This is a genomic window from Massilia oculi (assembly GCF_003143515.1).
Taxonomy (GTDB): domain Bacteria; phylum Pseudomonadota; class Gammaproteobacteria; order Burkholderiales; family Burkholderiaceae_D; genus Telluria; species Telluria oculi.
In genome coordinates this window covers 2,523,264-2,548,323 of the sequence record NZ_CP029343.1, presented here as the reverse complement: position 1 = coordinate 2,548,323, position 25,060 = coordinate 2,523,264, and the positions used below count along the sequence as shown (strand labels likewise).

Annotated in this window: 20 protein-coding genes; 15 read left to right on the top strand and 5 right to left on the bottom strand. The window is 65.7% G+C overall.

Annotation, left to right across the window (positions count from 1 at the left end; genetic code table 11):
- Positions 1-121 precede the first annotated feature (121 nt).
- The 3 genes from DIR46_RS11750 (at position 122) to DIR46_RS11740 (ending at position 5,605) form a co-directional block, all read left to right on the top strand.
- Entirely contained in the window at positions 122-1,324 is a 1,203-nt protein-coding gene (locus tag DIR46_RS11750) for an efflux RND transporter periplasmic adaptor subunit (RefSeq protein ID WP_109345395.1), read from the top strand.
- A complete protein-coding gene (locus tag DIR46_RS11745; protein WP_109345394.1) occupies positions 1,321-4,455 on the top strand; it encodes an efflux RND transporter permease subunit in 3,135 nt (1,044 codons plus the stop codon). The genes DIR46_RS11750 and DIR46_RS11745 overlap by 4 nt, the downstream gene beginning before the upstream one ends.
- Before the next feature lie 208 nt (positions 4,456-4,663).
- Entirely contained in the window at positions 4,664-5,605 is a 942-nt protein-coding gene (locus DIR46_RS11740) for a hypothetical protein (RefSeq protein WP_109345393.1), read from the top strand.
- A gap of 65 nt (positions 5,606-5,670) precedes the next feature.
- Here DIR46_RS11740 and hemB read toward each other — a convergent pair whose 3' ends face one another.
- Entirely contained in the window at positions 5,671-6,678 is a 1,008-nt protein-coding gene (hemB, locus tag DIR46_RS11735) for a porphobilinogen synthase (protein WP_109345392.1), read from the bottom strand.
- A 20-nt stretch (positions 6,679-6,698) separates the two neighbouring features.
- A complete protein-coding gene (gene yihA / locus DIR46_RS11730) occupies positions 6,699-7,442 on the bottom strand; it encodes a ribosome biogenesis GTP-binding protein YihA/YsxC (RefSeq protein WP_109345391.1) in 744 nt (247 codons plus the stop codon).
- Positions 7,443-7,587: 145 nt separating this feature from the next.
- Here yihA and DIR46_RS11725 point away from each other — a divergent pair, with 145 nt between their 5' ends.
- The 5 genes from DIR46_RS11725 to msrQ all read left to right on the top strand — a co-directional run bounded on the left by DIR46_RS11725 (position 7,588) and on the right by msrQ (position 13,351).
- On the top strand, positions 7,588-8,262 hold the full coding sequence (locus DIR46_RS11725; RefSeq protein WP_109345390.1) for a c-type cytochrome: 675 nt from the start codon (positions 7,588-7,590) through the stop codon (positions 8,260-8,262).
- A gap of 120 nt (positions 8,263-8,382) precedes the next feature.
- Complete coding sequence (locus DIR46_RS11720; RefSeq protein ID WP_109345389.1) at positions 8,383-10,476, top strand: cytochrome c biogenesis protein ResB; 2,094 nt, start codon at positions 8,383-8,385, stop codon at positions 10,474-10,476.
- A gap of 24 nt (positions 10,477-10,500) precedes the next feature.
- Positions 10,501-11,679: a c-type cytochrome biogenesis protein CcsB gene (gene ccsB / locus DIR46_RS11715; RefSeq protein WP_109345388.1), complete on the top strand. Its 1,179-nt coding sequence runs from the start codon at positions 10,501-10,503 to the stop codon at positions 11,677-11,679.
- A 68-nt stretch (positions 11,680-11,747) separates the two neighbouring features.
- Positions 11,748-12,728 (top strand): protein-methionine-sulfoxide reductase catalytic subunit MsrP, encoded by a 981-nt coding sequence (msrP, locus tag DIR46_RS11710; RefSeq protein ID WP_109345387.1) that lies wholly within the window; start codon positions 11,748-11,750, stop codon positions 12,726-12,728.
- A complete protein-coding gene (gene msrQ / locus DIR46_RS11705) occupies positions 12,728-13,351 on the top strand; it encodes a protein-methionine-sulfoxide reductase heme-binding subunit MsrQ (RefSeq protein ID WP_109345386.1) in 624 nt (207 codons plus the stop codon). Before msrP ends, msrQ begins: the two co-directional genes overlap by 1 nt.
- Before the next feature lie 33 nt (positions 13,352-13,384).
- Here the strand turns inward: msrQ and lysA are convergent, their stop codons facing one another.
- Positions 13,385-14,662: a diaminopimelate decarboxylase gene (gene lysA, locus DIR46_RS11700; RefSeq protein WP_109345385.1), complete on the bottom strand. Its 1,278-nt coding sequence runs from the start codon at positions 14,660-14,662 to the stop codon at positions 13,385-13,387.
- Positions 14,662-14,853: an LPS translocon maturation chaperone LptM gene (gene lptM, locus DIR46_RS11695; protein WP_109348002.1), complete on the bottom strand. Its 192-nt coding sequence runs from the start codon at positions 14,851-14,853 to the stop codon at positions 14,662-14,664. Before lptM ends, lysA begins: the two co-directional genes overlap by 1 nt.
- 41 nt (positions 14,854-14,894) lie before the next feature.
- On the opposite strand from lptM, the gene cyaY reads away from it, so the two are divergent.
- A complete protein-coding gene (cyaY, locus tag DIR46_RS11690; RefSeq protein ID WP_109345384.1) occupies positions 14,895-15,224 on the top strand; it encodes an iron donor protein CyaY in 330 nt (109 codons plus the stop codon).
- Positions 15,225-15,288: 64 nt separating this feature from the next.
- Here the strand turns inward: cyaY and DIR46_RS11685 are convergent, their stop codons facing one another.
- Positions 15,289-17,622: a penicillin-binding protein 1A gene (locus tag DIR46_RS11685; protein WP_109345383.1), complete on the bottom strand. Its 2,334-nt coding sequence runs from the start codon at positions 17,620-17,622 to the stop codon at positions 15,289-15,291.
- Between the two features lie 323 nt (positions 17,623-17,945).
- Here DIR46_RS11685 and DIR46_RS11680 point away from each other — a divergent pair, with 323 nt between their 5' ends.
- Genes DIR46_RS11680 through DIR46_RS26575 form a run of 6 tightly spaced genes read left to right on the top strand, consistent with a single transcriptional unit; the run spans position 17,946 to position 25,032 of the window.
- Positions 17,946-19,010 (top strand): pilus assembly protein PilM, encoded by a 1,065-nt coding sequence (locus DIR46_RS11680; protein ID WP_109348001.1) that lies wholly within the window; start codon positions 17,946-17,948, stop codon positions 19,008-19,010.
- Complete coding sequence (locus tag DIR46_RS11675; protein WP_109345382.1) at positions 19,010-19,642, top strand: PilN domain-containing protein; 633 nt, start codon at positions 19,010-19,012, stop codon at positions 19,640-19,642. The genes DIR46_RS11680 and DIR46_RS11675 overlap by 1 nt, the downstream gene beginning before the upstream one ends.
- Positions 19,639-20,343 (top strand): type IV pilus inner membrane component PilO, encoded by a 705-nt coding sequence (locus DIR46_RS11670; protein ID WP_109345381.1) that lies wholly within the window; start codon positions 19,639-19,641, stop codon positions 20,341-20,343. The genes DIR46_RS11675 and DIR46_RS11670 overlap by 4 nt, the downstream gene beginning before the upstream one ends.
- Entirely contained in the window at positions 20,340-20,876 is a 537-nt protein-coding gene (locus tag DIR46_RS11665; RefSeq protein WP_109345380.1) for a pilus assembly protein PilP, read from the top strand. Before DIR46_RS11670 ends, DIR46_RS11665 begins: the two co-directional genes overlap by 4 nt.
- Before the next feature lie 12 nt (positions 20,877-20,888).
- On the top strand, positions 20,889-23,087 hold the full coding sequence (locus tag DIR46_RS11660) for a type IV pilus secretin PilQ (RefSeq protein ID WP_109345379.1): 2,199 nt from the start codon (positions 20,889-20,891) through the stop codon (positions 23,085-23,087).
- 31 nt (positions 23,088-23,118) lie between these two features.
- A complete protein-coding gene (locus tag DIR46_RS26575) occupies positions 23,119-25,032 on the top strand; it encodes an Ig-like domain-containing protein (protein WP_162819495.1) in 1,914 nt (637 codons plus the stop codon).
- Positions 25,033-25,060 lie beyond the last annotated feature (28 nt).

The following is a 25,060-nucleotide window of genomic DNA, read 5'->3' as shown; positions in this document are numbered from 1 at the left end:
AACTCGGTACACGCAGCGGTAACAACACTGTGGGACAATGCGCCGCCCTCATTCCAGGGCGGGCGGCATGGCCACCACGATCATTGATGGAGTCGCCGACGACGGGCGGCAAGGGACGAGAATGAAAAAGAAGAATGTCGGCGTCATCGCCGGAATCGCGGCGCTGGTGCTTGCCGGCGGCTGGTACCTGAACCAGAGCAATGATGCCAAGGCCGAGGCAGGATCGGCCCAGGGGCCGGGCGGCGCCGGCGGCCCGCCGCCGGTGACCGTCAATGTGGTGACGCCCGAGCGGCGCGACGTCGGCGTCGAACTGTTCGCCAACGGCAGCGTGACCCCGATGAAGACGGTCAACCTGCATCCGCAGACCGTTACGACGATCCGCAAGGTGCATATCCGCGAAGGCCAGTTCGTCAAGGAAGGCCAGCTGATGTTCTCGCTCGACGACCGCGCCGACATGGCCAACGTCGCGCGCGCCGAAGCGCAGGTGGCGCGCGATTCCGCCACCCTTGCCGACCTGGAGCGCCAGTACAAGCGCAGCCAGGAACTGGTGGCCCAGAACTTCCTGGCCCAGAGCGCCCTCGATTCCCTGCTCAGCCAGGTCGAAGCCCAGCGCGCGCTGGTGCAGTCGAACCAGGCGGCGGCCCGCGCCACGCAAGTGAGCGCCAGCTATACCACGATCCGCGCACCGATGGCCGGCCGCGTCGGCGCCATCGACGTCCACCCGGGCGCCCTGGTGCAGATGACCACCTCGCTCACCACCATCACCCAGCTCGATCCGATCAACGTCTCGTTCACCTTGCCGGAATCGACGCTCGGCGCGCTGCTGTCCGCCCAGAAGCGGGGCAACGTCGAAGTGCGCGTCAACTCGGGCAACAGCGCCGGCAGCGGCAAGGACGAGGATGCACCGGTCGTCGGCCGCCTGAGCTTCATCGACAACGCCGTCGATCCGCAGGCCGGCACCATCCGTGTGAAGGGCGAGTTCGCCAACGGCGACACCTCCCTGTGGCCGGGCCAGTACGTGACCGCCAACGTGGTGGTGCAAACCCTGGCGAATGCGGTGGTGATCCCGCAGACCGCCATCATCACGTCGACCAACGGCACCTTCGTCTACGTGCTCGGTGAGGGGAACTCGGCGCGCCAGGTCCCGGTGCAGCGCGTGTACGCCTTCGGCGACCGCGCCGCCGTTACCGGCCTCAAGGGCGACGAAAAGGTCATCACCGAAGGCAAGCAGAACCTGCGTCCGGGCGGCAAGGTGCGCCTGGCCGGGCAGGGCGCCAAGCCGGCCGCCGCGCCGGCGCCAGCCAAGCAGGGCGAACAGGCATGAATCTGTCCGAATTGTGTATCCGCCGTCCGGTGATGGTGGTGCTGCTGTCGCTCAGCCTGGTGCTGGTCGGCATCCTGTCGTACATGCAGATCCCGGTCGCCGCGCTGCCCAGCTATAACACGCCGGTCATCAACGTCTACGCCAACCTGGCCGGGGCCAGCCCCGAGACGATGGCGTCGTCGGTCGCGCTGCCGCTCGAGAAGCAGTTCTCGACCATCGCCGGCATCAAGCTGATCACCTCGACCAGTACCCAGGGCGACACCAATATCGTGCTGGAGTTCGACAACGAGATCGACGTCGACAAGGCGGCGGTGGACGTCCAGGCCGCCCTGCTGGTCGCCCAGCGCCGCCTGCCGCTCGAGATGACCGAGATGCCGTCGTACCGCAAGGTCAACCCGGCCGACGCCCCGATCCTGTTCATGCACCTGACCTCGCCGTCGATGGACTTGTCGGAGCTGAACGACTACGCCGAGAACCTGATCTCGCCGGCGATCTCGACCGTGCAGGGCGTGTCGCAGGTCTCGATCAACGGCGGCAAGCGTTTCGCCGTGCGCGTGCGCGCCCGTTCCGACCTGATGAACGCCCGTAATATCTCGATGGACGAGCTGGCGGCGGCGCTGCGCGCGGCCAACTCGAACACGCCGCTGGGCATCCTCGACGGCCCGACCCAGGCGCTGACCATCCAGGGCGGCGGCCAGCTGATGCGGGCGGCCGACTTCGCCAACCTGATCATCGCCACCCGCGAGGGCCTGCCGGTGCGCCTGCGCGACATCGCCGAGGTGCAGGACAGCTACCAGTCGGTCAAGGCCATGGGCAGCCTGAACGGCGAGCGCTCGATCTCGCTGATGGTGCAGCGCCAGCCGAATGCGAACACCGTCCAGGTGGTCGACGCGGTGCGCGCGCTGATCCCGCGCTTCGAGGGACAACTGCCGGCCTCGATCAAGATCGAACTCGTCAACGACCGCTCGCTGTCGATCCGCGAGGCGATCCACGACGTCAACCTGACCCTGGCCGGCACCGTGCTGCTGGTGATCCTGGTGATTTTCCTGTTCCTGCACCGCGCGGCGGCTACCTTCATCCCGGCGGTGACGGTGCCGATCTCGCTGCTGGGCGCGCTGTCGCTGCTGTACTGGTTCGGCTACAGCCTGGACAACATCTCGCTGCTCGGCATCACGCTGGCGGTCGGCCTGGTGGTCGACGACGCGATCGTGGTGCTGGAAAACATCGTGCGCCATATGGAGATGGGCAAGAAGCCGATGGCCGCCGCCCTCGTCGGCGCGCGCGAAGTGGGCTTCACCATCATTTCGATCTCGATTTCCCTGGTGGCGGTGTTCATTCCGATCTTCTTCATGCCGGGCGTGATCGGCCTCCTGTTCCGCGAATTCGCCGTGATTGTCGGCCTCGCCGTGCTGGTGTCGGCCCTGGTCTCGCTGACCCTGGTGCCGATGCTGTGCTCGCGCCTGCTCAAGGATGGCGGCCACGTCGATCCGAAGGACATGTCCTGGATCGGCCGCCGCTTCGAGGCCGGTTTCACGCGGGTACGCAATGGCTACGGCCGTACCCTCGACCTGGCGCTGCGCTTCCGCTTCATCGTCCTGATGCTGGCGGCGGGCACCTTCGTGCTGACCGGCGTGCTGTATTCGACCATGCCGAAAGGCTTCTTCCCTGAAGAAGACATCGGCCAGATCCGCGTGATGGTCGAGGCCTCGGAAGACACCTCGTCGATGGCGCTGGCCGAGCTGCAGGGCAAGGTGGTCGACATCATCCGCGCCAATCCCTATGTGAAGGACACGACCTCGTTCAGCGGCGGCGGCAATACCGGCCGCATGTTCCTGGTGCTGAAAGACCGCGGCGAGCGTCCGCCGATGGACCTCGTGATCGACGACCTGCGCAAGGCCACCCGCGCGGTGCCGGGCGTGCAGGTCTTCATGTCGCCCCAGCAGAACCTGCAGCTGGGCGGCCGCCAGAGCAAGGCGCGCTACCAGTACACGCTGCAGAGCGTGTCGGGCGGCGAGATCGGCGGCTGGGCCGAGCAATTCCTGGAAGGCATGCGCAAGGACGAGCGCTTCCGCGACGTCAACAGCGACTCGCAGAACAAGGCGCTGCAGGCGACGGTGGACATCGACCGCGACAAGGCGGCGCTGCTGGGCGTGGAAATGGACGATATCCGGACCGTGATGTACGCCTCCTTCGGCGAGCGCCAGGTGTCGACCATCTATTCGACGGCGGCCAGCTATTACGTGATCCTGGAAGCCGCCGCGAGCGACCGCTACTACGACGAAGCGCTGTCGCGGGTCTCGGTGCGCTCCAAGTCGGGCGAACTGGTGAAGCTGTCGAGCATCGCCAGCGTGCGCCGCACGGTCGGCCCGCTGCAGGTCAACCACCAGGGCCAGCTGCAGGCGATCACCCTGTCGTTCAACCTGGCGCCGGGCGTATCGCTGGGCGACGCCACCGCCGCCATCGACGACATGGGCCGCGCGATGAAGCTGCCGGCCTCCGTCATCGCCACCTATGGCGGCGACGCCGCCGTGTTCCAGGACACGCAGTCGAGCCAGCTGATCCTGATCATCACGGCGGTCGGCGTCATCTATGTGCTGCTGGGTGTGCTGTACGAGAGCTATATCCACCCGTTGACCATCCTGGCCGGCCTGCCGTCGGCGGCCGTCGGCGCCCTGATCACCTTGTGGATTTTCGACAAGGACCTGACCCTGATCGCGATGATCGGCATCCTGATGCTGATCGGCATCGTCAAGAAGAACGCGATCATGATGATCGACTTCGCGCTCGACGCCCAGCGCAACCTGGGCATGAGCCCGCAAGAGGCGATCCGCGAGGCCTGCATCCTGCGTTTCCGTCCGATCCTGATGACGACCCTGGCGGCGCTGATGGGCGCGCTGCCGATCGCGCTGGGCATCGGCGCCGGCGCCGAGCTGCGGCAGCCGCTGGGCCTGGCGGTGTGCGGCGGCCTGATCTTCTCGCAAGTCATCACCCTGTACATCACCCCGGTGATCTACCTGTACCTGGACCGCTACAGCGGCACCGGCCCGATGACCGACGAACAGATCGCCAAGGCGGATCAGGAGCACGCGGCGCATCCGGCCCCGTCGGCGCACCCGGCGCATCCCGTATAAGCCGGGCAGCACGGCAGAAAAGGCTTCCGGCCGCCAGTATCGGATACATTATTGTTCCGATACTGGCGGCCGGAAACATTTGGTAACAACCATCAATGGATCGGATGGGGCGGCCGGGCGGCTAGCGTGATGCGGTTGCGCCGCAAAACGGTTAGACTGCGGCTCTCTGCCGTTTTTTTAGACGTAGTTATCAGGAAACCGATCCATCTTGCGTGACCATTCCCACACCTACGACCAGGACAGTGAAGTGTGTTCCCACTGCGGACAGTCCTTGCCGCCCTCGGGGCCGCGTTACGGGCTGGGGATGAAGTACGGTCGCAAGAAACCGAGCCGCTACGGCGTGGCCGGCACGCTCGCCGTTCACCTGTTGCTGGTGCTGCTATGGTTCTACGAGCCGAAGGAACCGGAGCAGCGCACGGCGCGCCCGGCCTCCGAGGACCAGGGCGACAGCCAGGTCGTCTATGTGGCGCCGCTGCAGGAAACCTCGCCCGTCGAATCGGCGCCGCGTCCGACGCCGCGTCCCCTGCCGGCGCCGCCGGTGCCGCGCGTTGAACAGGAGCGCATCATCGTCCAGCGCCTGCCGGACACCATCACGGTCCCGGACGAGCGTCCCGCGCCCCCGGCCCCGCCGCAACCGCAGCGCCAGCAGCCGCCGACCGAGGTGCCGCCCGACATGGACATGGCGGCCTATGTGAAGGCCCAGCGCGAGCGCCGCGGCGCGCCGACCGGCGCCGAAGTGCCGGCCCAGGAAAGCGACGCCGCGCGCGGCACCCGCAACGCGCTGGCGAACATCGCCGCCATCAATGGCCGCGGCACCGACGACAGCAACGAGACGGGCGGCATCTTCTCGGTGTCGAACAAGACCTTCAATACCATGGACCTCAAGTTCCGGGGCTGGAACCCGAGCTTCAAGCGGCGCTGGCTGACGGCGGTGACGGTGGAGCAGGGCAGCGAGCGCGATATCGAGACCGCCGTCATCAAGAAGATGATCGAGCTGATCCGGCGCGAGAAGAAGGGCGATTTCGAGTGGGATTCGCACCGCCTGGGGCGTGTGGTGAAGCTCAGCGCAAGGCCGCAGGATACCGATCAGCTGGTGGAATTCCTGTACAAGGAAATGTTCCCGGATTACAGGCCGGTGCCGGCACGCTAGGGCAGCGTCAACGTCGCCAACAAAAAACCGTGCCTCGGCACGGTTTTTTCATGGGTCCGGCGCGATCAAGCCGCTTTCAGCTTGCGCGCGATATCCAGCGCGAAATACGTCAGCACGCCATCGGCGCCGGCGCGCTTGAACGCCATCATCGATTCCATCATGACCTTGTCGTGATCGAGCCAGCCATTCAGCGCCGCCGCCTTCAGCATCGCGTACTCGCCGCTGACCTGGTAGGCGAAGGTCGGCACCTTGAACTCGTCCTTGACGCGGCGCACCACGTCCAGGTAGGGCATGCCCGGTTTCACCATCACCATGTCGGCGCCTTCGGCCAGGTCGAGCGCCACTTCGCGCAGCGCCTCGTCGCTGTTGGCTGGGTCCATCTGGTAGGTGTTCTTGTCGGCCTTGCCCAGGTTGGCGCTGGAACCCACGGCGTCGCGGAACGGACCGTAAAAGGCGGACGCGTACTTGGCCGAATAGGCCATGATGCGGGTATGGATGTGGCCCTGCGCCTCGAAGGCGTTGCGAATCGCGCCGATGCGCCCGTCCATCATGTCCGAGGGCGCCACGATGTCCACGCCGGCTTCGGCATGGGTGAGCGCCTGCTTCACCAGCATCTCGATCGTCTTTTCATTGACGATGTATCCGTTCTCGTCCGGCAGGCCGTCCTGGCCGTGGGTGGTGTAGGGGTCGAGCGCGATGTCGCTGATGACGCCCAGTTCCGGGAAATTCTTCTTGAGTTCGCGGATCACGCGCGGCACCAGGCCGTCCGGGTTGGTCGCCTCGATGCCGTCATAGGTCTTGACCGACTGGTCGACCAGCGGGAACAGGGCCATGGCCGGGATGCCGAGCGCAACGCATTCTTCGGCGACCTTCAGCAGCAGGTCGAGCGAGACGCGCTCGACGCCCGGCATCGACGCCACTTGCTGGCGCTGGTTCTGGCCTTCGAGCACGAACACCGGGTAGATCAGGTCGGCGGCGGTGATGGTGTTCTCGCGCATCATGGCGCGCGAGAATGGGTCGCGGCGCATGCGGCGCGGGCGGGCCGCCGGATAGGCGGAGGTGATCATGGTCATCTGTGAACGTCCTTGCAAAATCAGGCGGAAGGATTATCGTCGTCCGCCGACGGCGCAGCACTTGCGTCAATGCCGATATCGTCTCCTGCTTCTTCCTCTTCCGAGTTCAGCCCGGCCAATTCCAGGATCCTGGCGTCCGCCTCCTCGATGCCGATGCGCTTGAGCGCCGAGAACAGCTGCACCGTGAACGGGAAGCCATTGCCGTCTTCATCCACATAGCTGTCGAGCACGGCACGCGCTTCGCGCAGGGCATTGGTCGACTCGTTGCGATTGAGCTTGTCGGCCTTGGTCAGGATGCAGTGGATCGGCTTGCCGGTCGGGGCGAACCATTCCAGCATCTGGACGTCGAGGTCGGTGAACGGACGGCGCGAATCCATGATCAGGATGAGCGCCGCCAGCTGGTCGCGGCGCTGGACGTAGTCGCCCAGCAGCTTTTGCCAGTGCAGCTTGGCGGTGCCCGAGACTTCGGCATAGCCGTAACCCGGCAGGTCGACCAGCAGCGCTTCGATCTCGTCGACCCGGACCGCGTCCTTGCGGTGCTGGCCCACGTGGGCGCCGCCGATCGAGAAGTAATTGATGTGCTGGGTACGGCCAGGCGTCTTGGAAGCGAAAGCCAGACCCTTCTGGTTGGTCAGGATATTGATCGCTGTGGATTTGCCGGCGTTCGAGCGCCCGGCGAAGGCGATTTCCGGTACTTGCGTGCCTGGTAAATCGCGCAACTGGTTAACGGTCGTGAAGAACCGGGCTTGCCATAATCTGGACATTGGGGAGAGGGATTAAGGGCCATGAAATGGCGTTGGAGAAACAAAGCTATTGTACAATAAGGGGTTGATTGCTGCTCCCTCCATCGGCGGGTAGATCAAAGTCGCTGCACTGAACTTTCTAATTTGACTTTATAAGGTGCCAGTTATGAATCGGTTGACGTCCCCCTTGCTCAAAACACTGTTGGTCACTTCGCTGACTGTCTTTGGGGGACTACCGGCGGCGATGGCGGCGTCCGCCGCAACCGCGCCGGCGGTCAAAGCCGATCCAGCCAAGGGCGGCGCCCTGTACGAAGCGGGCGACGCCGCACGCGGCCTGCCGTCCTGCCTGTCCTGCCACGGCGCGGCCGGCAATTCGACGATCGCGGTCAATCCGAAACTGTCGGGCCAGTTCGCGACGTATACGCACAAGCAGCTGGTCGACTTCACGACCGCGCACCGCCAGCAGCCGATCATGACGACCTATGCCAAGATGCTGACGGAGCAGGAGAAGAAGGATATCGCAGCCTGGCTCGCGACGCAGGCGCACAAGCCTGGCGCGGCGAAAAACAAGGAGACCGTGGAACTGGGCCGCAAGATCTACCGCGGCGGCATCGCGGAAAAAGGCGTCGCGGCCTGCGCCAGCTGCCACGGCGCCACCGCCAACGGCATCCCGGCGCAATACCCGCGCCTGGCCGGCCAGCACCAGGATTACACCACCGCCCAGCTGGAAGCATTCAAGACCGGCGCCCGCGCCAACAGCCCGCAGATGACGGTGTTGTCGCAGCGGATGTCGCCGGAAGAGATGCGGGCGGTGGCCGACTATATCGCCGGCTTACGCTAAAAGTGTCGCTTTAGCGCTACGCATGAGCATGAGATGAACGGAAGAGGGCGGCAGCGTCGAGCTGACGCCCTTTTTTCCACGCGCGTTGCAGTTTTTCGCGCAGGATGAAAGTCGTAGAGTATGAGTACCACCGGAATTGAACTGAACACCCGCCGCCGCTGGCTGGCCGAGGCGGTCGAGCTGATCTCGTCGATGCGCTTCGCGATCAGCCTGCTCACCATCATCTCCATCGCCTCCGTCATTGGCACCGTGCTCAAGCAGAACGAGCCGATGCCCAATTACGTCAACCAGTTCGGACCGTTCTGGTTCGAGATCTTCGACAAGCTTGGCCTGTACAACGTCTATTCGAGCTGGTGGTTCCTGGTCATCCTGGTGGTGCTGATCGTCTCGACCGCGCTGTGCGTGGTGCGCAACACGCCGAAGATGCTGCGCGATATGCGCAGCTGGCGCGAAAACGTGCGCGTCGATTCGCTGCGCAATTTCCACCACAAGGCTGAGTGGCAGGCGCCGCTGGCGCGCGCCGAGCTGGCCGAGCAAAGCGCGCTGCGCCTGCGCCACGCCGGCTATGCCACCAGGGTCGTGGAAAAAGACGGCGCCATCCTGGTGTCGGCCAAGAAGGGCGCCGGCAACAAGTTCGGCTATATCTTCGCCCATACCTCGATCATCGTGATCTTGCTGGGTGGCATGCTGGATTCGGAACTCCCCGTGCGTGCCCAGCAATGGTTCTTCGGCACGACGCCCTTCACCGGCAGCGGCGTGATCGCCGAGATCCCGGCCCAGCATCGCCTGGGCACGGGCAATCCCAGCTTCCGCGGCAATACCGCGATCGCCGAGGGCCAGACCAGCCATACCGCGATCCTGAACCAGCCGTCCGGCGTGCTGGTGCAGGAATTGCCGTTCGGGATCGAGCTCAAGAAATTCCACATCGAGTTCTATTCGACCGGCATGCCCAAGCTGTTCGCCAGCGATGTGGTGGTGCACGACCTGGAAAACGGCCACACATTCGAATCGACGATCAAGGTCAACCATCCGCTGATCTACAAGGGCATCGCCGTCTACCAGTCGAGCTTTGACGATGGCGGCAGCAAACTCAGGCTGACCGGCTTCCCGATGACGGGCGCCAGCGCGGCCAGCTTCCCGATCGAGGGTGAAGTCAATGGCGCGACCGAGCTCAAGTTCGGCAAGGATACCTATGCCGTCGAGTGGTCGGGCTTCCGTCCCTTCAATGTCGAGAACATTGCCCAGGGCAATGACACCCGCGCGGTGAGCAAGAACACATCGCTCAATGCGCAACTGAGCGCGACGCTGGGCAAGGCGTCCGGCGCGGCGGCCGACCCGGACGCCAACAAGGACCTGAAGAACGTCGGCCCCAGCGTGCAATACAAGCTGCGCGACCACACGGGCCAGGCGCGCGAGTACATGAACTACATGCAGCCGCTGACCCTCGAGGGCACCCAGGTCTACCTGGCCGGCGTGCGCTCGAATCCGTCCGAGAACTTCAGCTTCCTGCGCATCCCGTCCGACGAGCGCCACGGCGTGGGCGACTGGATGCGCCTGCGCGCGGCGCTGTCCGACCCGGCCGCGCGCCAGGAGGCGGCCGCCCGCTACGCCAGCCGCGCGCTGAGTGCGGATCAGCGCGGCGGCGGCGCGTTGGCCGGCCAATTGAAGGATTCGGCCGCGCGCACGCTCGACATCTTCGCCGGCGCCGACGGCCGCGGCGGTTTCGTCGGCGTGGCCCGCTTCCTGGAACAGATCCCGCAGGCCGAGCAGGAAAAGGCGGCCGGCATCTTCATGAAGATGCTCAACGGCGCGCTGTGGGAACTGTGGCAGGTGGCGCGCGAGAAGAACGGCGACGCCGCCGCCGAACCGACCGACGAGAATGGCCGCTTCCTGCAACTGGCCACCAACGCCCTGTCGGACAGCTTCCTGTACGGCGCGCCGGTGTATTTGCAGCTGGACGATTTCACCGAAGTAAAAGCTTCAGTGCTGCAGATGACGCGTTCGCCGGGCAAGAATGTGGTCTACTTCGGTTGCCTGCTGCTGACGCTGGGCGTGTTCGCGATGTTCTATATTCGCGAGCGTCGCGTCTGGATCTGGGTGCGCGACGTAGATGGAGGGGCCGAGGCCCTGATGGCGATGAGCACCCAGCGCAAGACGCTCGATTTCGAGCGTGAATACGAGGAATTGTCGGCCAAGCTGCCGCAACCGGCGTAAGCTGGCGACGATCTGGAGAAAATGATGGAACTGTCCCAAACGAAAAACAGCGCCCCGGCGCGCTCGCTGGATAAATACCAGGAAAAGGTCGGCTACTTCCGCCGCCTGACCGCGGCCGACTGGCTGTACGGCATCGCGCTGCTTGCCGCGGCCCTGTACGCGCAAATCCAGTACGGCCATTTCATGGATATCTATGAAGAGGCGATCCTGATCTGCGCCGCGCCGGTATTCGCTGCGCTGGGCTGGTACTGGAAGCCGATGCGCTGGCTGTTTTCGCTGGTCGGCGTGCTGTCCCTGGCCGCGATATCGATGTACGACGGCAACCTGGCGGCGGCCGAGCAGAAATTCTTCCTCAAATACATGCTGTCGAGCGGCTCCGCCATTCTATGGATGAGCGCGCTGTTCATGTTCTCGACCGTGTTCTACTGGGTCGGCCTGTTCAGCCGCGGCAAGTTCGGCGGCAGCGTCGGCGCCAACCTGTGCTGGGCCGCGATCGTGATCGGCTCGGTCGGCATGATGGTGCGCTGGTACGAAAGCTACCTGATCGGACCGGACGTCGGCCACATCCCGGTCTCGAACCTGTACGAAGTGTTCATCCTGTTCGCCATCATCACCGCGATGTTCCACCTGTACTATGAGGAACACTACGCCACCCGCCAGCTGGGTCCGTTCGTGATGCTGATCATCGCCGCTGCGGTCGGCTTCCTGCTGTGGTACACCGTGTCGCGCGACGCCGCCCAGATCCAGCCGCTGGTCCCGGCGCTGCAGAGCTGGTGGATGAAGATCCACGTTCCGGCCAACTTCATCGGCTACGGCACCTTCGCCCTGGCGGCGATGGTCGCCAGCGCCTATCTGCTCAAGTCGCACGGCATCCTGGCCGACCGCCTGCCGTCGTTCGAGGTGCTGGACGACGTGATGTACAAGTCGATCTCGATCGGCTTCGCCTTCTTCACCGTGGCCACCATCCTGGGCGCCCTGTGGGCGGCCGAGGCCTGGGGCGGCTACTGGTCGTGGGACCCGAAAGAGACCTGGGCCCTGATCGTCTGGCTCAATTACGCGGCCTGGCTGCACATGCGCCTCATGACCGGCCTGCGCGGCCGCGTGGCGGCCTGGTGGGCGCTGGTGGGCCTGCTGGTGACCACCTTCGCCTTCCTGGGCGTAAACATGTTCCTGTCGGGACTGCACTCGTACGGCGAGCTGTAAACCACCCTAACGCTGGCTTAAGGGAACTTGGTGTAATGTTGAAGCATCAATAGTTCGTGAGGCCAGCCATGCTCTTCAAACGCAATCCGAACGGGATCGACCTCCCGTTCCCGTCCGAGATCACGCCGCAAGCGGTGTACGAAGGGCGGCGCCAATTCATTACCCGCATGGCGGCCACGGCCGCCGTCGGCAGCGGCATGTGGGAGATGGCCAATCGCGAGGCCTTCGCCCAGGCCGCCCCCGCCCAGAAGCTGGCGGCGCGCCCCAACGTGGCGCTGTCCACCGACGAGAAACAGACGCCGTTCAAGGACGCCGCCGGCTACAACAATTTCTACGAATTCGGCCTCGACAAGGACGATCCCGCCAGGAACGCGCACACGCTGGTCACGCGCCCCTGGACCGTGCGCATCGAGGGCGAGGTCAACAAGCCGCTCACGCTCGACATCGACGGCCTGCTCAAGCTGGCGCCGCTCGAGGAACGCATCTACCGCCTGCGCTGCGTCGAAGGCTGGTCGATGGTCATTCCCTGGATCGGCTATTCGCTGTCGAACCTGCTCAAGCAGGTGGAGCCGACCGGCAACGCCAAATTCGTCGAATTCACCACCCTGGCCGACCGCAAGCAGATGCCGGGCCTGCGCAGCGGCGTGCTCGACTGGCCCTATGTCGAGGGCTTGCGCATCGACGAAGCCATGCACCCGCTCACCCTGCTGGGCATGGGGATGTACGGCCAGGTGCTGCCGAACCAGAACGGCGCGCCGGTGCGCCTCGTCGTGCCCTGGAAATACGGTTTCAAGTCGGCCAAGTCGATCGTGCGCATCCGCCTGGTGTCGCGCCAGCCGCGCACCGCCTGGAACGACTCGGCGCCGCGCGAATACGGCTTCTATTCGAACGTGAATCCGAACGTCGACCATCCGCGCTGGTCGCAGGCGAGCGAGCGGCGCATCGGCGAGACCGGCCTGTTCCAGCCCAAGCGCAAGACGCTGATGTTCAACGGCTATGACCAGGTCGCCTCGCTGTACACGGGCATGGACCTGAAGCGCTATTACTGATGGCGCTCCAGCTTTCCAATAAACAGGTTGGGTGGCTCAAGGCCGCCATCTTCGTGCTGGCGCTGCTGCCCTTCGCGCGCCTGGTGTGGGGGACGGCGACCGGCGCCTTCACCGATCCGCTGGCGGCGATCACCAAGGGCAGCGGCGAGTGGGCGCTGTACTTCCTGTGCGTCACGCTGGCGGTCACGCCGCTGCGGCGCCTGACGGGCTGGAACTGGCTGGTGAAGCTGCGGCGCATGGTCGGCCTGTTTACCTTTTTCTATGCATTCGTGCACTTCATCGCCTTCCTGTGGTTCGACCATTTCTTCGACGTCGCCGCGATGCTGGCCGACGTGGTGAAACGGCCGTTCATCCTGGTCGGCTTCATCGCCTTCGTGCTCCTGATCCCGCTGGCGGCCACGTCGACCAATGGCATGATCAAGCGCTTGGGCGGCAAGCGCTGGCAATGGCTGCACCGGCTCATCTATTTGATCGGTCCGCTGGCGATCCTGCACTACTGGTGGATGAAAGAGGGCAAGAGCGACTTTGCGCAGCCGATCCTGTTCGGTGCCATCGTGGCCGTGCTGCTGGGATTGCGTGTGTTCTGGCAGGTCAGGCGCAAGCCGCAAGCCGTGCGCGCCTGAAATGGAAAAGGCCCGCATTGCGCGGGCCTTTTTTTACTTGATCATCGACTCGAGTGCGAACACCTCGGCCGGCGTCTCGCGCCGCCGCACCAGGTGGGTGACGTCGCCATCGACGATCACCTCGGCCGCGCGGCCGCGGGTGTTGTAGTTCGACGCCATCGTCATGCCGTAGGCGCCGGCCGTCATGATGGCCAGCAGGTCGCCCTGGGCCAGAGCCAGTTCGCGCTCGCGCGCCAGCCAGTCGCCCGACTCGCACACGGGGCCGACGATGTCCCACACCAGTTTTTCGCCATCGCGCGGGCTCACCGGCTGCACGCCCATCCAGGCCTGGTACAGGGTCGGACGCATCAGGTCGTTCATCGCGGCGTCGACGATGCAGAAGTTCTTCTCGGCACCGGGTTTGAGGAATTCGGTCTTCGTCAGCAGCACGCCGGCGTTGGCCACGATCGAGCGGCCCGGCTCGAAGATCACCTTGACCGGCTGGCCGCCGTGCTTCTCGGCGCGCCAGGCGTCGATGCGCGCGAACAGGCGGCCCAGATAGTCGCCCACCGGCACCGGCGGCTTGTCGCCGGCCACGCCGTAGTCGACACCGATGCCGCCGCCGATGTCCAGGTGGTGCAGGTGGATGCCTTCGGCATGCAAGGTATCGATCAGTTCGATCAGCTTATCGAGGGCTTCGAGCAGCGGGGCGTCGTCCAGCAGCTGCGAGCCGATATGGCAGTCGATGCCGACCACGTCCAGGTGCGGCAGGCCCGCGGCGGTGCGGTAGGTGTCCAGCGCATCGTCGAAGGCCACGCCGAACTTGTTGGCCTTCAGGCCGGTCGCGATATACGGGTGGGTCTTGGCGTCGACGTTCGGGTTGACGCGCAGCGAGACCGGGGCGCGCATGCCGAGCGTGCCGGCGACCTCGTTGAGGCGGTGCAGTTCGGGGATCGATTCGACGTTGAAGCAGAGGATGCCTTTTTCCAGCGCGAGGGTCATCTCTTCAACAGTCTTGCCGACGCCTGAAAAAATGGTCTTGCCCGGGTCGCCGCCGGCCGCGATCACGCGCAGCAGTTCTCCGCCCGAGACGATGTCGAAGCCCGCACCCTGGCGCGCCAGCAGGTCGAGCACGGCCAGGTTCGAGTTGGCCTTCATCGCATAGCAGACGAGGGCGTCGCGGCCCTGGCAGGCGTCGTGGTAAGCGGAGAAGTTGTCGAGCAGGGCGGCTTTCGAGTAGACGTAGGTCGGCGTGCCGAACTGTTCCGCGATGGCGGACAGCGAAACGTTTTCGGCGTGCAGGACGCCGTCTTGGTACGGGAAGTAGGACATCAGCGGTGCGGTGCAGGGGTGGAGGCGTTGTTCGAAGGGACGGGCTGGGGTGGCTGATCGACCGGGGCCGCGGGCGGCGCCGATGCGGGCCTGGCGGGCGGCGTCGGCATGTACAGGTCGCCGGTCTGGCCGCAGCCCGACAGGGCGGCGAGCAAAACAGCGGCCGGGAGAAGCGCAAGAGAGGACTTCACGATTAGAATCACGGTTTGATTAGCAGATTCTGGAGTGTAGCATGACCGAAACCGAATTTTTGGACCTTGCCGACCTGACCCTCAAGCAGATCGAGGACGCCTTTGACCGCCTGAACGACGAGGACGTGATCGACGTCGAATGCAAGCGCAGCGGCAATGTGCTGGAGATCGAGTTCATCGATAACGGCTCCAAGATCATCGTCAACAGCCAGGCGCCCTTGCAGGAAATGTGGGTGGCGGCGCGCTCGGGCGGTTATCACTACAAGCGTGTGGGCGACGAGTGGCGCAACACGCGGGATGACAGCGAGTTCTTCGCGTCGTTGTCCAAGTATGCGGGGGAGCAGGGCGGGGCGCAGGTGTCGCTGGCCTGAACGGTCGGCTCGGCAACGACAAAGGCGGCCATTGGCCGCCTTTGTCATTTCTGCATCATGCCAATCAGAACAACTCGTTCCTCACCGCATCACGTTCCTTCTGCTGTTCCGGCGCCGGAGGCGGCCCCACATCCAGCGTCTCGACCCCGCTGCCCGGCGGCGTCTCGGCGTAGTAGTAATCCGACCCGTACTGCACCAGCCCGGCCGGCACTTCGCGCTCGACGTTCGGCTCGCCCTTGAGCGCCTTCTGCATGTAGCCGATCCAGATCGGCAGCGCCAGGCCGCCGCCGGTTTCGCGGGCGCCCAGGTTGCGCGGCTTGTCGTAGCCCATCCAGGCGATGCCCACCACCTTCGGCTGGTAGCCGGCGAACCAGGCGTCGATCGAGTCGTTGGTGGTGCCGGTCTTGCCCGCCAGGTCGGTGCGCTTGAGCGCCATCGCCTTGGCCGCGGTCCCGTAGCGCACCACGTCCTTGAGCATGCTGTCCATCAGGAAGGCGTTGCGCGCGTCGATCACGCGGTTGGCCTCGTCGCCGGCGCGCGCCGGGCGCGCCTCGGACAGCACCTTGCCGTCGCTGTCGGTGACCTTCGAGATCAGGTAGGGGCTGATGCGGTAGCCGCCGTTGGCGAACACCGCGTAGGCGCCGGCCATCTGCAGCGGCGTGGTGGCGCCGGCGCCCAGCGCCAGGGTCAGGTAGGCCGGATTGCGTTCAGGCTCGAAGCCGAAGCGGCTCGCGTATTCCTGGCCGTAGCGCGCGCCGATCTTGTTCAGGATGCGGATCGAGATCATGTTCTTCGACGAGGTCAGGCCGCGCCGCATGGTCATCGGACCTTCGTACTTGTTGTCGTAGTTCTTCGGCTCCCAGGCCTGGCCGCCGGTCTGGCCGGCGTCGAAGCTGATCGGAGCGTCGTTGACGATCGTCGCCGGCGACAGGCCGCGCTCGAGCGACGCCGAGTAGATGAAGGGCTTGAACGAGGAACCCGGCTGGCGCCAGGCCTGCGTCACGTGGTTGAACTTGTTGCGATTGAAGTCGAAGCCGCCGACCAGGGCGCGGATCGAACCGTCCTCGGTATTGGCCGCCACGAAGGCCGATTCGACTTCCGGCATCTGGGTGATCAGCCACTTCGACTCGTCGTCCTGCATCACACGGATCACGGCGCCGCGGCGCACGCGGCGGTTCGGGGCCGCCTTGTCCGACAGCCAGGCGCGCGCGAAGGCGAGGCCCGGGCCCGAAATGGTGATCGTGTCGCCCGAGGCGATGGTCGCCTGGACCTGCGTCGGGGAAGCCTGCAGCACGACGGCGGCGATGATGTTGTCGCTGTCCGGATGCTCGGCCAGCTCGGCCTCGATCGCCTCGTCCGCGTCCAGCTTGGCGCCCGGGATGTCGATGAACGATTCGGGGCCGCGGTAGGGGCGGCGGCGCTCGTAGTCCATCACGCCGCGGCGCAGGGCCAGATAGGCGGCGTCCTGGTCGGCCTTGGTGATGGTGGTGAACACGTTCAGGCCGCGGGTATAGGTGTCTTCCTTGAACTGTTCATAAACCAGCTGGCGCGCCATCTCGGCCACGTATTCGGCATGCACGCCGAAGGCGGTGCTGTCGGTCTTGATCTTGAGCGGCTCTTCCTTCGCCTGGGCGAACTGGGCGTCGTTGATGTAGCCGAGCGAGTGCATGCGCTGCAGGATGTATTGCTGGCGGGTCTTGGCGCGGGTCGGGTTGACGACTGGATTGTAGGCCGACGGCGCCTTCGGCAGGCCGGCCAGCATGGCCGCTTCGGCCACGGTGATGTCGCGCAGGTCCTTGCCGAAATAGATCTGGGCCGCCGACTGGAAGCCGAAGGCGCGCTGGCCCAGGTAGATCTGGTTCATGTACAGCTCGAGGATCTGGTCCTTGGTCAGGTTCTTCTCGATCTTCCAGGCCAGCAAGGCCTCGTAGGCCTTGCGCTTGAAGGTCTGCTCGGACGACAGGAAGAAGTTGCGCGCGACCTGCTGGGTGATGGTCGAGGCGCCCTGGCGCGCGCCACCGGTGGCGTTGCGGAAGGCGGCGCGCAGGATCCCCAGGTAATCGATGCCGCTGTGCTCGTAGAAGCGGTCGTCCTCGATCGACAGCACGGCCTTTTTCATGACATCCGGGATGTCCCTGAAGTGGACCAGGGTGCGGCGCTCCTCGCCGAACTCGCCGATCAGGACGTTATCGGCTGTAAAGATACGCAGCGGCATCTTGGGCCGGTAATCGGTGATGGTGTCCAGCGCCGGCAGGTTCGGGTAGGCCATCGCAAGGGCGAACACGAGCACCAGCACGCCGATGGCGCCCAGGCCGAACAGGCCGGCGACGGCCATCAGGATCAGGCGCTTGGGGCTGAACTTCGAAGAGGAAGAGGATGCTGCTTGTTTCTCTTTCATGCTGACTTTCGCTTTGTTGATCCGCCTCATTATAAGGCAGCGGTCTGGTGGCCGATACTCGCCAGAGCTTAACGGGACTCAAGGGCAATATTGGCCTGGCAATGAAAACGCCGGAGTGTGGCGCGCACGCCCCGGAAAGGAGTGTTCCAGTGCAGAAATTTCTTGTCCGCAGTCATCCTTTGTTGCTACGATCCGAGGCGGTGCTGCACGTAAGTACCGGATTTTTATAAGAAAGTTACAAGAAGTACATAGCTGTTTTATTTACGACAACATCCAATTTCGGGCGGTTTGCAAGCCCATTTTGCGGCCAAGGGGTGGTTTTGGTGATCAATCTGGGTTCCTTGTTTGGAAAGTCGAGTCCGCCCATGGTCGGGCTCGATATCAGCACGTCGGGCGTCCGCCTGGTCGAGCTGGCCGATGCCGGCAAGGGTATCGTGCGCCTGGAGCGCTATGCCACCGAAGCGCTGCCGCGCGGCGCCGTGGTGGACGGCAATATCGAAAACATGGACCAGGTCGCCGACGCGGTGCGCCGGGTCTGGAAGAAGAGCGGCACCCGCGCCCGTCACGTGGCGCTCGGCATGCCGCCCGCTGCCGTGATCACCAAGAAGATCATCCTGCCGGCCGGCTTGTCGGAAGACCAGTTGGAAGTGCAGGTCGAGTCCGAGGCCAGCCAGTATATCCCGTTCGCGCTCGATGAGGTCAGCCTCGACTTCGACGTGATCGGCCCGGCCCCGAATTCGCTGGACGACATGGAGGTGATGCTGGCCGCCGCACGCCGCGAAAAGGTCGAGGACCGGGTCGCGATCGCCGAAGCCGCCGGCCTGACCGCCACCGTGATGGACATCGAATCGTACGCCGCGCGCAGCGCGCTCGAACACGGGGCCCTGCCGCGGCAGGACCAGATCGTGGCCCTGTTCCAGATCGGCGCCCACGCCACCCACGTGTCGGTGCTGCTGGGTGGCGAAGCGGTCTACGAGCGCGAGCAGCCCTTCGGCGGCAATGCGCTGACCCAGGACATCGTGCGCAGCTACGGCATGGCGTTCGAGGAAGCCGAGACGCGCAAGAAGGCGGGCGACCTGCCCGAGAACTACCGCGCCGACATCCTGGCGCCGTTCCTGGAAAGCGCGGCGCTGGAAATCACGCGCGCCATCCAGTTCTTCTACACCTCGACCCCATATACCCGGATCGACGCGCTGTACCTGGCCGGCGGCTGCGCGCTGCTGCCCGGGATCGTCGACATCGTGGCCGGCCGCACCCGCCTCCCGGTCAGCCTCGCGGCGCCCTTCGAGGGCATGCAGCTCGGTTCCGGCGTGCGCGAACACCAGATGCGCCAGGACGCCCCGGCCTACCTGGTCGCCTGCGGCCTGGCGCTGCGGAGGTTCGGCTGATGATCCGGATTAACCTGCTGCCCCACCGCGAAGCCAAGCGCAAGCAGAAGCAGGCCGCCTTCGTCGCCCTGCTGGCGCTGGGCGGCGTGCTGGGCGCCATCGTGGTGATGCTGGTCGGCGGCTATAACGCCAGCCAGATCTCGGTCCAGAACCAGCGCAACGACGTCCTGAAAAAGGCCAGCGCGGAGCTGGACAAGAAAATCGGCGAGATCACCAACCTGAAGGAAGAGATCGCGGCGCTGCAGGCGCGCCAGCAGGCGGTCGAGGACTTGCAGGGCGACCGCAACCAGCCGGTCCACCTGCTCGACGAGCTGGTGCGCCAGACGCCGGAAGGCGTGCACCTGAAATCGGTCAAACAGAGCGGCCAGCGCGTGATCCTGACCGGCAACGCCCAGTCGCAGGAGCGGGTGGCCGAGCTGCTGCGCAACCTGTCGAGCGGCTCGGCGTGGCTGCAGAACCCGGACCTGACCGAGGTCCGCGCGGTCAGCCTGACCCAGGGCAAGACCAGCCGCAATGTGGTCGAGTTCACGCTCGGCGTGTCGATCAAGCGTGCGCGCCTGAGCGACGAGGGTGAAGAGGCTGCAGACGGCGGCAAGCCGGCCGGGACCAAGCGTGCGGCGGAGAAGTCATGAACATCGACATCAAAGAACTCGGCGCCCGCCTGGCGGCGCAGTTCCAGGACCTGCAGGGCCGTCCGCCAGGCCAGTGGCCGCTGGCGCCACGCCTGCTGTGCGCGGCCGGCGTGCTGCTGGCGGTCGTCGGCCTGGGCTACTACTTTTACTGGAACGACCAGTTCGCGGCCCAGGAGCGTGGCGCGCGCGACGAGGAAAAGCTGCGCGCTGAATACAAGACCAAGATGGCGCAGGCGATCAACCTGGAAGCGCTCAAGGCGCAGAAGGCCCAGGTCGACGGGTACGTGGTGCGCCTGGAGAAGCAGTTGCCGAGCAAGTCGGAGATGTATTCGCTGCTGTCCGACATCAACCAGTCGGGCGTCGGCCGCGGCCTGCAGTTCGAGCTGTTCAAGCCGGGCCAGGAAGTGGTGCGCGACTACTACGCCGAGCTGCCGATCGACATCAAGGTGAGCGGCCGTTACCACGACATGGGCGCATTCGCCGCCGACATGGCCAACCTGCCGCGCATCGTCACCCTGAACAACCTGACGCTGCAGGCCGGCAAGGACGGCCGCCTGGGACTGCAGGCGGTGGCCAAGACCTTCCGCTACCTCGACCAGGAAGAGCTGGCGGCCCAGCGCGCCGCGCGCGCGGCCGAGAAGAAGAAGGGCAAGGGCAAGGGTAAGGGTAAGGCCAAGGCGAAAACCGGGGGCCGGAAATGATGCGCGCACGACTGATGGTGCTGCTGGCAGGCAGCCTGCTGGCCGCCTGCGGCGATGGCGGCGTGGGCGAGACCCGGGCCTGGATGAAGGGGGTGGAAAAGCAGACCGTGCCGAAGGTCAAGCCGCTGCCGGAGCCGAAGACCTTCGAGCCCTATGGCTACGATGCGCGCCAGGCGCCGGACCCCTTCGATCCGGGCAAGCTGCTGGGCGAGATGGCGCGCATGGCGCAGGCCAGCGGCAATGCCAACCAGCCCGATCTCGAACGGCCGAAGGAATTGCTGGAGACCTTCCCGCTCGACACGATGCGGATGGTGGGCACGATCCAGAAGGGCGGCGTGGATTACGCGCTGGTGCAGGTCGAGCGCTCGCTGTACCGGGTGCGCAGCGGCCAGCGGATTGGACAGAACTATGGGCGCATCACGCGTGTGAGCGAGGGCGCAATCGAGATCAGGGAATCGGTGCAGGACGCCACTGGCGACTGGGTGGAACGCGTGGCCCACATCGAGCTGCAGCACCGCGCCGCGGCAAAATAAGGAGAGCAGTAAATGACCTTCAACGTCAAGATCCGCTTCGCACCGCCGGCATGGCTGGCGCGCGCCGCGGCCGCACTCATGCTCATGATGTGCGCCGGCGCCGCCCTGGCACAGGGCAATGCGATCGAGTCGATCACGGCCAACCAGCAGGGCAGCAACGTGGTCATCAACGTGACCATGCGCGAGGCCCCGGCGCGTGCGCCGATCGGCTTCGCGATCACCAATCCATCACGCATTGCGCTCGACTTCGGCGCCACCGCCAACGCCACCGGCAAGACGGTACACGAGATGAACCTGGGCGACGTGCGCAGCCTGAACGTGGTGCAGGCCGGCGAGCGCACCCGCCTGGTGCTGAACCTGGCGCGCGCCCTCAACTACGCCACCACGATCGACGGCAAGTCGGTGATCGTGACCGTGGAAGGATCGGGCGGCGTGGCGCGCGCGCTCGACGCCAGCGGCATGCCGGCGGCGGCTGCGGCGCCAACCGCGCTGCCCGCGACGCGGCCTCAATTGCGCGACCTCGACTTCCGCCGCGGCGCCAATGGCGCCGGCCGGGTCGTGGTCGACCTGCCCGCCAACCAGGTGGCGGTCGACGTGCGCCAGACCGCCAGCGGCGTGACCGTCGACTTCCTCAATGCGCGCCTGCCGGAGTCGCTGCGCCGGCGCCTGGACGTGACCGATTTCGGCACGCCGGTCACCCGCGTCTCGACCCTGGCCCAGGGCGACAATGTCCGCATGACGGTGGAGGCGCAAGGCGACTGGGAACAGTCGGTATTCCAGAGCGACTCCCAGCTCGTGGTCGAGGTGCGCAAGGTCGAGACGGATCCGAATCGCGGTAGCACGGGCTCGCGCGACAACCCGCAGGGTTATCGCGGCGAAAAGCTGTCGTTCGATTTCCAGGATGTCGAAGTGCGCGCCGCGCTGCAGGCGGTGGCCGACATCTCGGGCCTGAACATCATCGCCAGCGACTCGGTCACCGGCTCGCTGACCCTGCGCCTGAAGAACGTGCCGTGGGACCAGGCGCTGGACGTGATCCTGACCGCCAAGGGCCTGGACCAGCGCAAGAACGGCAACGTGGTGTGGATCGCGCCGAAGGAAGAACTGCTGACCAAGGAAAAGCTCGAACTCGAGCAGCGCGCCCAGATCGCCGAACTCGAGCCGCTGCGCTCCGAGATCTTCCAGCTCAATTACCAGAAGGCGGAATCGTTCCGCAACGTGTTCGGCCTGGACGCCGGCGGCGCCACCGCGAGCAGCGATGCGGGCGGGCGCAACCGCGTGCTGTCGCGGCGCGGCAGCGCGATCATCGATCCGCGCACCAACCAGCTGTTCGTGACCGACATCGCCTCCCGGATCGAGGACATCCGCAAGCTGATCCAGAAGACCGACATCGCCTCCAAGCAGGTGCTGATCGAGGCGCGCCTGGTCGAGGCCAACGACGGCTTCTCGCGCAACCTCGGCGCCAAGCTGGGCTTCAACGACCTGCGCACCCAGCGCGGCGGCGACTCCGGCTGGCAGATCAGCGGCAACGAGCGCGTCGCCATCGGCGGCAACCTGGCCGGCGTCGGCCAGGTGACGGGCCAGACCCCGGCCAGCACCAGCATCGACAACACCACCATGGTCAACCTGCCGGCGGCCGGCATCGGCGGCGTTCCGGCCTCGACGCTGGCGTTCTCGCTGTTCTCGTCGGCCGCCAACCGCTTCCTGAACCTGGAACTGTCGGCGCTGGAAGCCGACGGCAAGGGCAAGATCATCTCCAGCCCGCGCGTGGTCACCGAGGACAAGCAGGTCGCCGTGATCGAGCAGGGCGTCGAGCTGCCCTACGAGCAGGCGACCAGCAGCGGCGCCACCTCGATCTCGTTCAAGAAGGCCAACCTGCGCCTGGAAGTGACGCCGCAGATCACGCCGGACGGCAACGTGGTGCTGGAAGTGGACGTCAACAAGGATTCGAAGGGCGAAGAGACCCGCGCCGGCTTCGCGATCAACACCCAGCACGTCAAGACCAAGGTGATGGTCGAGAACGGCGGCACGGTGGTGCTGGGCGGGATCTACCAGCAGACCGAGCGCAACAACGTGACCAAGGTGCCGCTGCTGGGCGACGTCCCGTTGCTGGGCTATCTGTTCAAGACCAGCGGCACCGAGCACAGCAAGACCGAGCTGCTGGTCTTCATCACCCCGAAGATCGTGAACGAGAACGTGGCGGGCACGCGCTGAACCTACTTCAACAACAAGCGATAACAACAATATGAACAACCAGCACATCAAGTACGGCAGCCTGGCGCTGCTCCTGGCCGCGACCCTGTCCGCCTGCGGCGGCGGCGGCGGCAATCCGGGCACCCCGGGGGGCAGCGGCGGCACCGGCAACGGCGGCACGCCGGTCACGCCGGCCGCGCCGACCGTCGGCGTCAGCCTGGTCGGCGCCACGGGCACGGCCAGCACCTCGCTGTCCGGCGCCACCCCGCTGACGGTGCGCGCCCTGGTGCTCGACGCCAACAAGCAGCCGGTACCGAATGCGCTGGTCACCTTCACCACCGCCGCCGACCTGGCCGTGTTCGCGCCCGGCGCCGGCACTGCCCTGACCGATGCCAGCGGCACCGCCAGCATCACCATGCGCGTGGCCAGCCTGGCGGCCGGCGGCGCCGGCACCGTCACGGCCAGCGCCACCGTGGCCGGCACCGCCGTCACCAGCACCGCCAACTACTCGGTCAATGCCACCGCGCTGACCTTCAGCGCGCTGCGCCTGGAGCCGGCCAGCATCAACGCCTATGATTCGAGCAAGATCTCGGTCGACCTGCTGGCCAATGGCGCCAAGTACAGCGGCCAGGTGAACGTCAACTTCACGTCGGCCTGCGTCGCCGCCGGCAAGGCGACCCTTGCCGCCGTCGTCGCCACCAGCAACGGCACCGCCGAGACGGTCTACCGCGACCAGGGCTGCGGCAACAACGACACCATCACCGTGACCGCCGACGGCGTCACGACCCCGGCCACGGGTGCGCTCGTGATCGCCCAGCCGGGCGCCGCGTCGGTGCAGTTCGTCGAAGCGCTGCCGACCGACAAGTCGATCGTGATCCGCGGCCAGGGCGGCATCAACCGCACCGAGACCGCGACCCTGCGCTTCCGCGTGTTCGACCTGTTCAACCGTCCGCTGGCCAACAAGGAAGTGCGCTTCTCGCTCGAACCCGGTGGGCTGGTCACGCTGAACAAGAATATCGACCGCACCGACCAGAACGGCGAGGTGATCACCACCGTCAACTCGGGCGCCGTGCCGACCTCGTTCCGCGTGCGCGCCGTGCTGCCCGGCACCGCCAGCGGCAATGGCGCCGACATCTCCACCACCTCGGACTCGATCGTCGTGACCACCGGCCTGCCGGTGCAGCGCGCCTTCTCGCTGAGCGTGACCCAGGGTAACGTGGATGGCTGGGAATTCGACAGCGGTCCCGTCACGCCGGCCGCCACCGTCAACGTGCTGCTGGCCGACGCCTTCGGCAACCCGGTCGCCGACGGCACCCCGATCGTGTTCCAGACCAATATGGGCGCGATCGGCTCGTCGGACAAGGGCGGCTGCACCACCGTCAACGGCGGCTGCTCGGTGCCGTTCCGCACCCAGGAACCGCGCAAGGCCATCCCGAACATTCCGGCTACCCCTTGCAACACCGGCCCCGGATCGAGCCCGGACGTCAACCGCATGGGCGTGGCCACGATCTGCGCCAGCACGACCGACGGCACCAATACCCAGTTCGCCAGCACGACGATCACCTTCAGCGATGCCGACGTGGCGAACGTCTACCTCGACAATGCGACGCGGCCGTCGACCACCATGCCGATCGACCTGGGCAGCGCCAACGCCAACGAATCGAAGGTGTTCACGCTCAAGCTCACCGACCTGAACGACAACCCGCTGCCGGCCGGGACCACGATCTCGGTCAGCGGCGCGGTGAATGCCGCCGGCGTGGAAGTGATCCCCGAGACCGTGCCGAGCATCTTCGTCACTGCCGCCACCGGCACCGTGGGGTCGAGCCACACCATCACCGTGGCCGCGACCGGCGAAAAGCCGTGCACGACCTCGAGCGCGGCCACGTTCAACGTGCGCGCCACCACGCCACGCGGCAAGATCACCTCGATCCCGTTCAAGCTGGCCTTTACGTGCACCCGTCCATAAAATTCGCGGATTGACAGGCGGCCAGTCT

Excerpts from the sequence above, each read along its gene's own strand:
- DIR46_RS11670 (WP_109345381.1), top strand. The coding sequence starts at position 19,639 with ATGAACATCGACATCAAAGAACTCGGCGCCCGCCTGGCGGCGCAGTTC.
- DIR46_RS11725 (WP_109345390.1), top strand. The coding sequence starts at position 7,588 with ATGAATCGGTTGACGTCCCCCTTGCTCAAAACACTGTTGGTCACTTCG.
- DIR46_RS11660 (WP_109345379.1), top strand. The coding sequence starts at position 20,889 with ATGACCTTCAACGTCAAGATCCGCTTCGCACCGCCGGCATGGCTGGCG.
- msrP (WP_109345387.1), top strand. The coding sequence starts at position 11,748 with ATGCTCTTCAAACGCAATCCGAACGGGATCGACCTCCCGTTCCCGTCC.
- hemB (WP_109345392.1), bottom strand. The coding sequence starts at position 6,678 with ATGACCATGATCACCTCCGCCTATCCGGCGGCCCGCCCGCGCCGCATG.
- DIR46_RS26575 (WP_162819495.1), top strand. The coding sequence starts at position 23,119 with ATGAACAACCAGCACATCAAGTACGGCAGCCTGGCGCTGCTCCTGGCC.
- msrQ (WP_109345386.1), top strand. The coding sequence starts at position 12,728 with ATGGCGCTCCAGCTTTCCAATAAACAGGTTGGGTGGCTCAAGGCCGCC.
- ccsB (WP_109345388.1), top strand. The coding sequence starts at position 10,501 with ATGGAACTGTCCCAAACGAAAAACAGCGCCCCGGCGCGCTCGCTGGAT.
- DIR46_RS11665 (WP_109345380.1), top strand. The coding sequence starts at position 20,340 with ATGATGCGCGCACGACTGATGGTGCTGCTGGCAGGCAGCCTGCTGGCC.
- cyaY (WP_109345384.1), top strand. The coding sequence starts at position 14,895 with ATGACCGAAACCGAATTTTTGGACCTTGCCGACCTGACCCTCAAGCAG.
- DIR46_RS11675 (WP_109345382.1), top strand. The coding sequence starts at position 19,010 with ATGATCCGGATTAACCTGCTGCCCCACCGCGAAGCCAAGCGCAAGCAG.
- DIR46_RS11720 (WP_109345389.1), top strand. The coding sequence starts at position 8,383 with ATGAGTACCACCGGAATTGAACTGAACACCCGCCGCCGCTGGCTGGCC.
- lysA (WP_109345385.1), bottom strand. The coding sequence starts at position 14,662 with ATGTCCTACTTCCCGTACCAAGACGGCGTCCTGCACGCCGAAAACGTT.
- DIR46_RS11750 (WP_109345395.1), top strand. The coding sequence starts at position 122 with ATGAAAAAGAAGAATGTCGGCGTCATCGCCGGAATCGCGGCGCTGGTG.
- DIR46_RS11685 (WP_109345383.1), bottom strand. The coding sequence starts at position 17,622 with ATGAAAGAGAAACAAGCAGCATCCTCTTCCTCTTCGAAGTTCAGCCCC.
- DIR46_RS11745 (WP_109345394.1), top strand. The coding sequence starts at position 1,321 with ATGAATCTGTCCGAATTGTGTATCCGCCGTCCGGTGATGGTGGTGCTG.
- yihA (WP_109345391.1), bottom strand. The coding sequence starts at position 7,442 with ATGTCCAGATTATGGCAAGCCCGGTTCTTCACGACCGTTAACCAGTTG.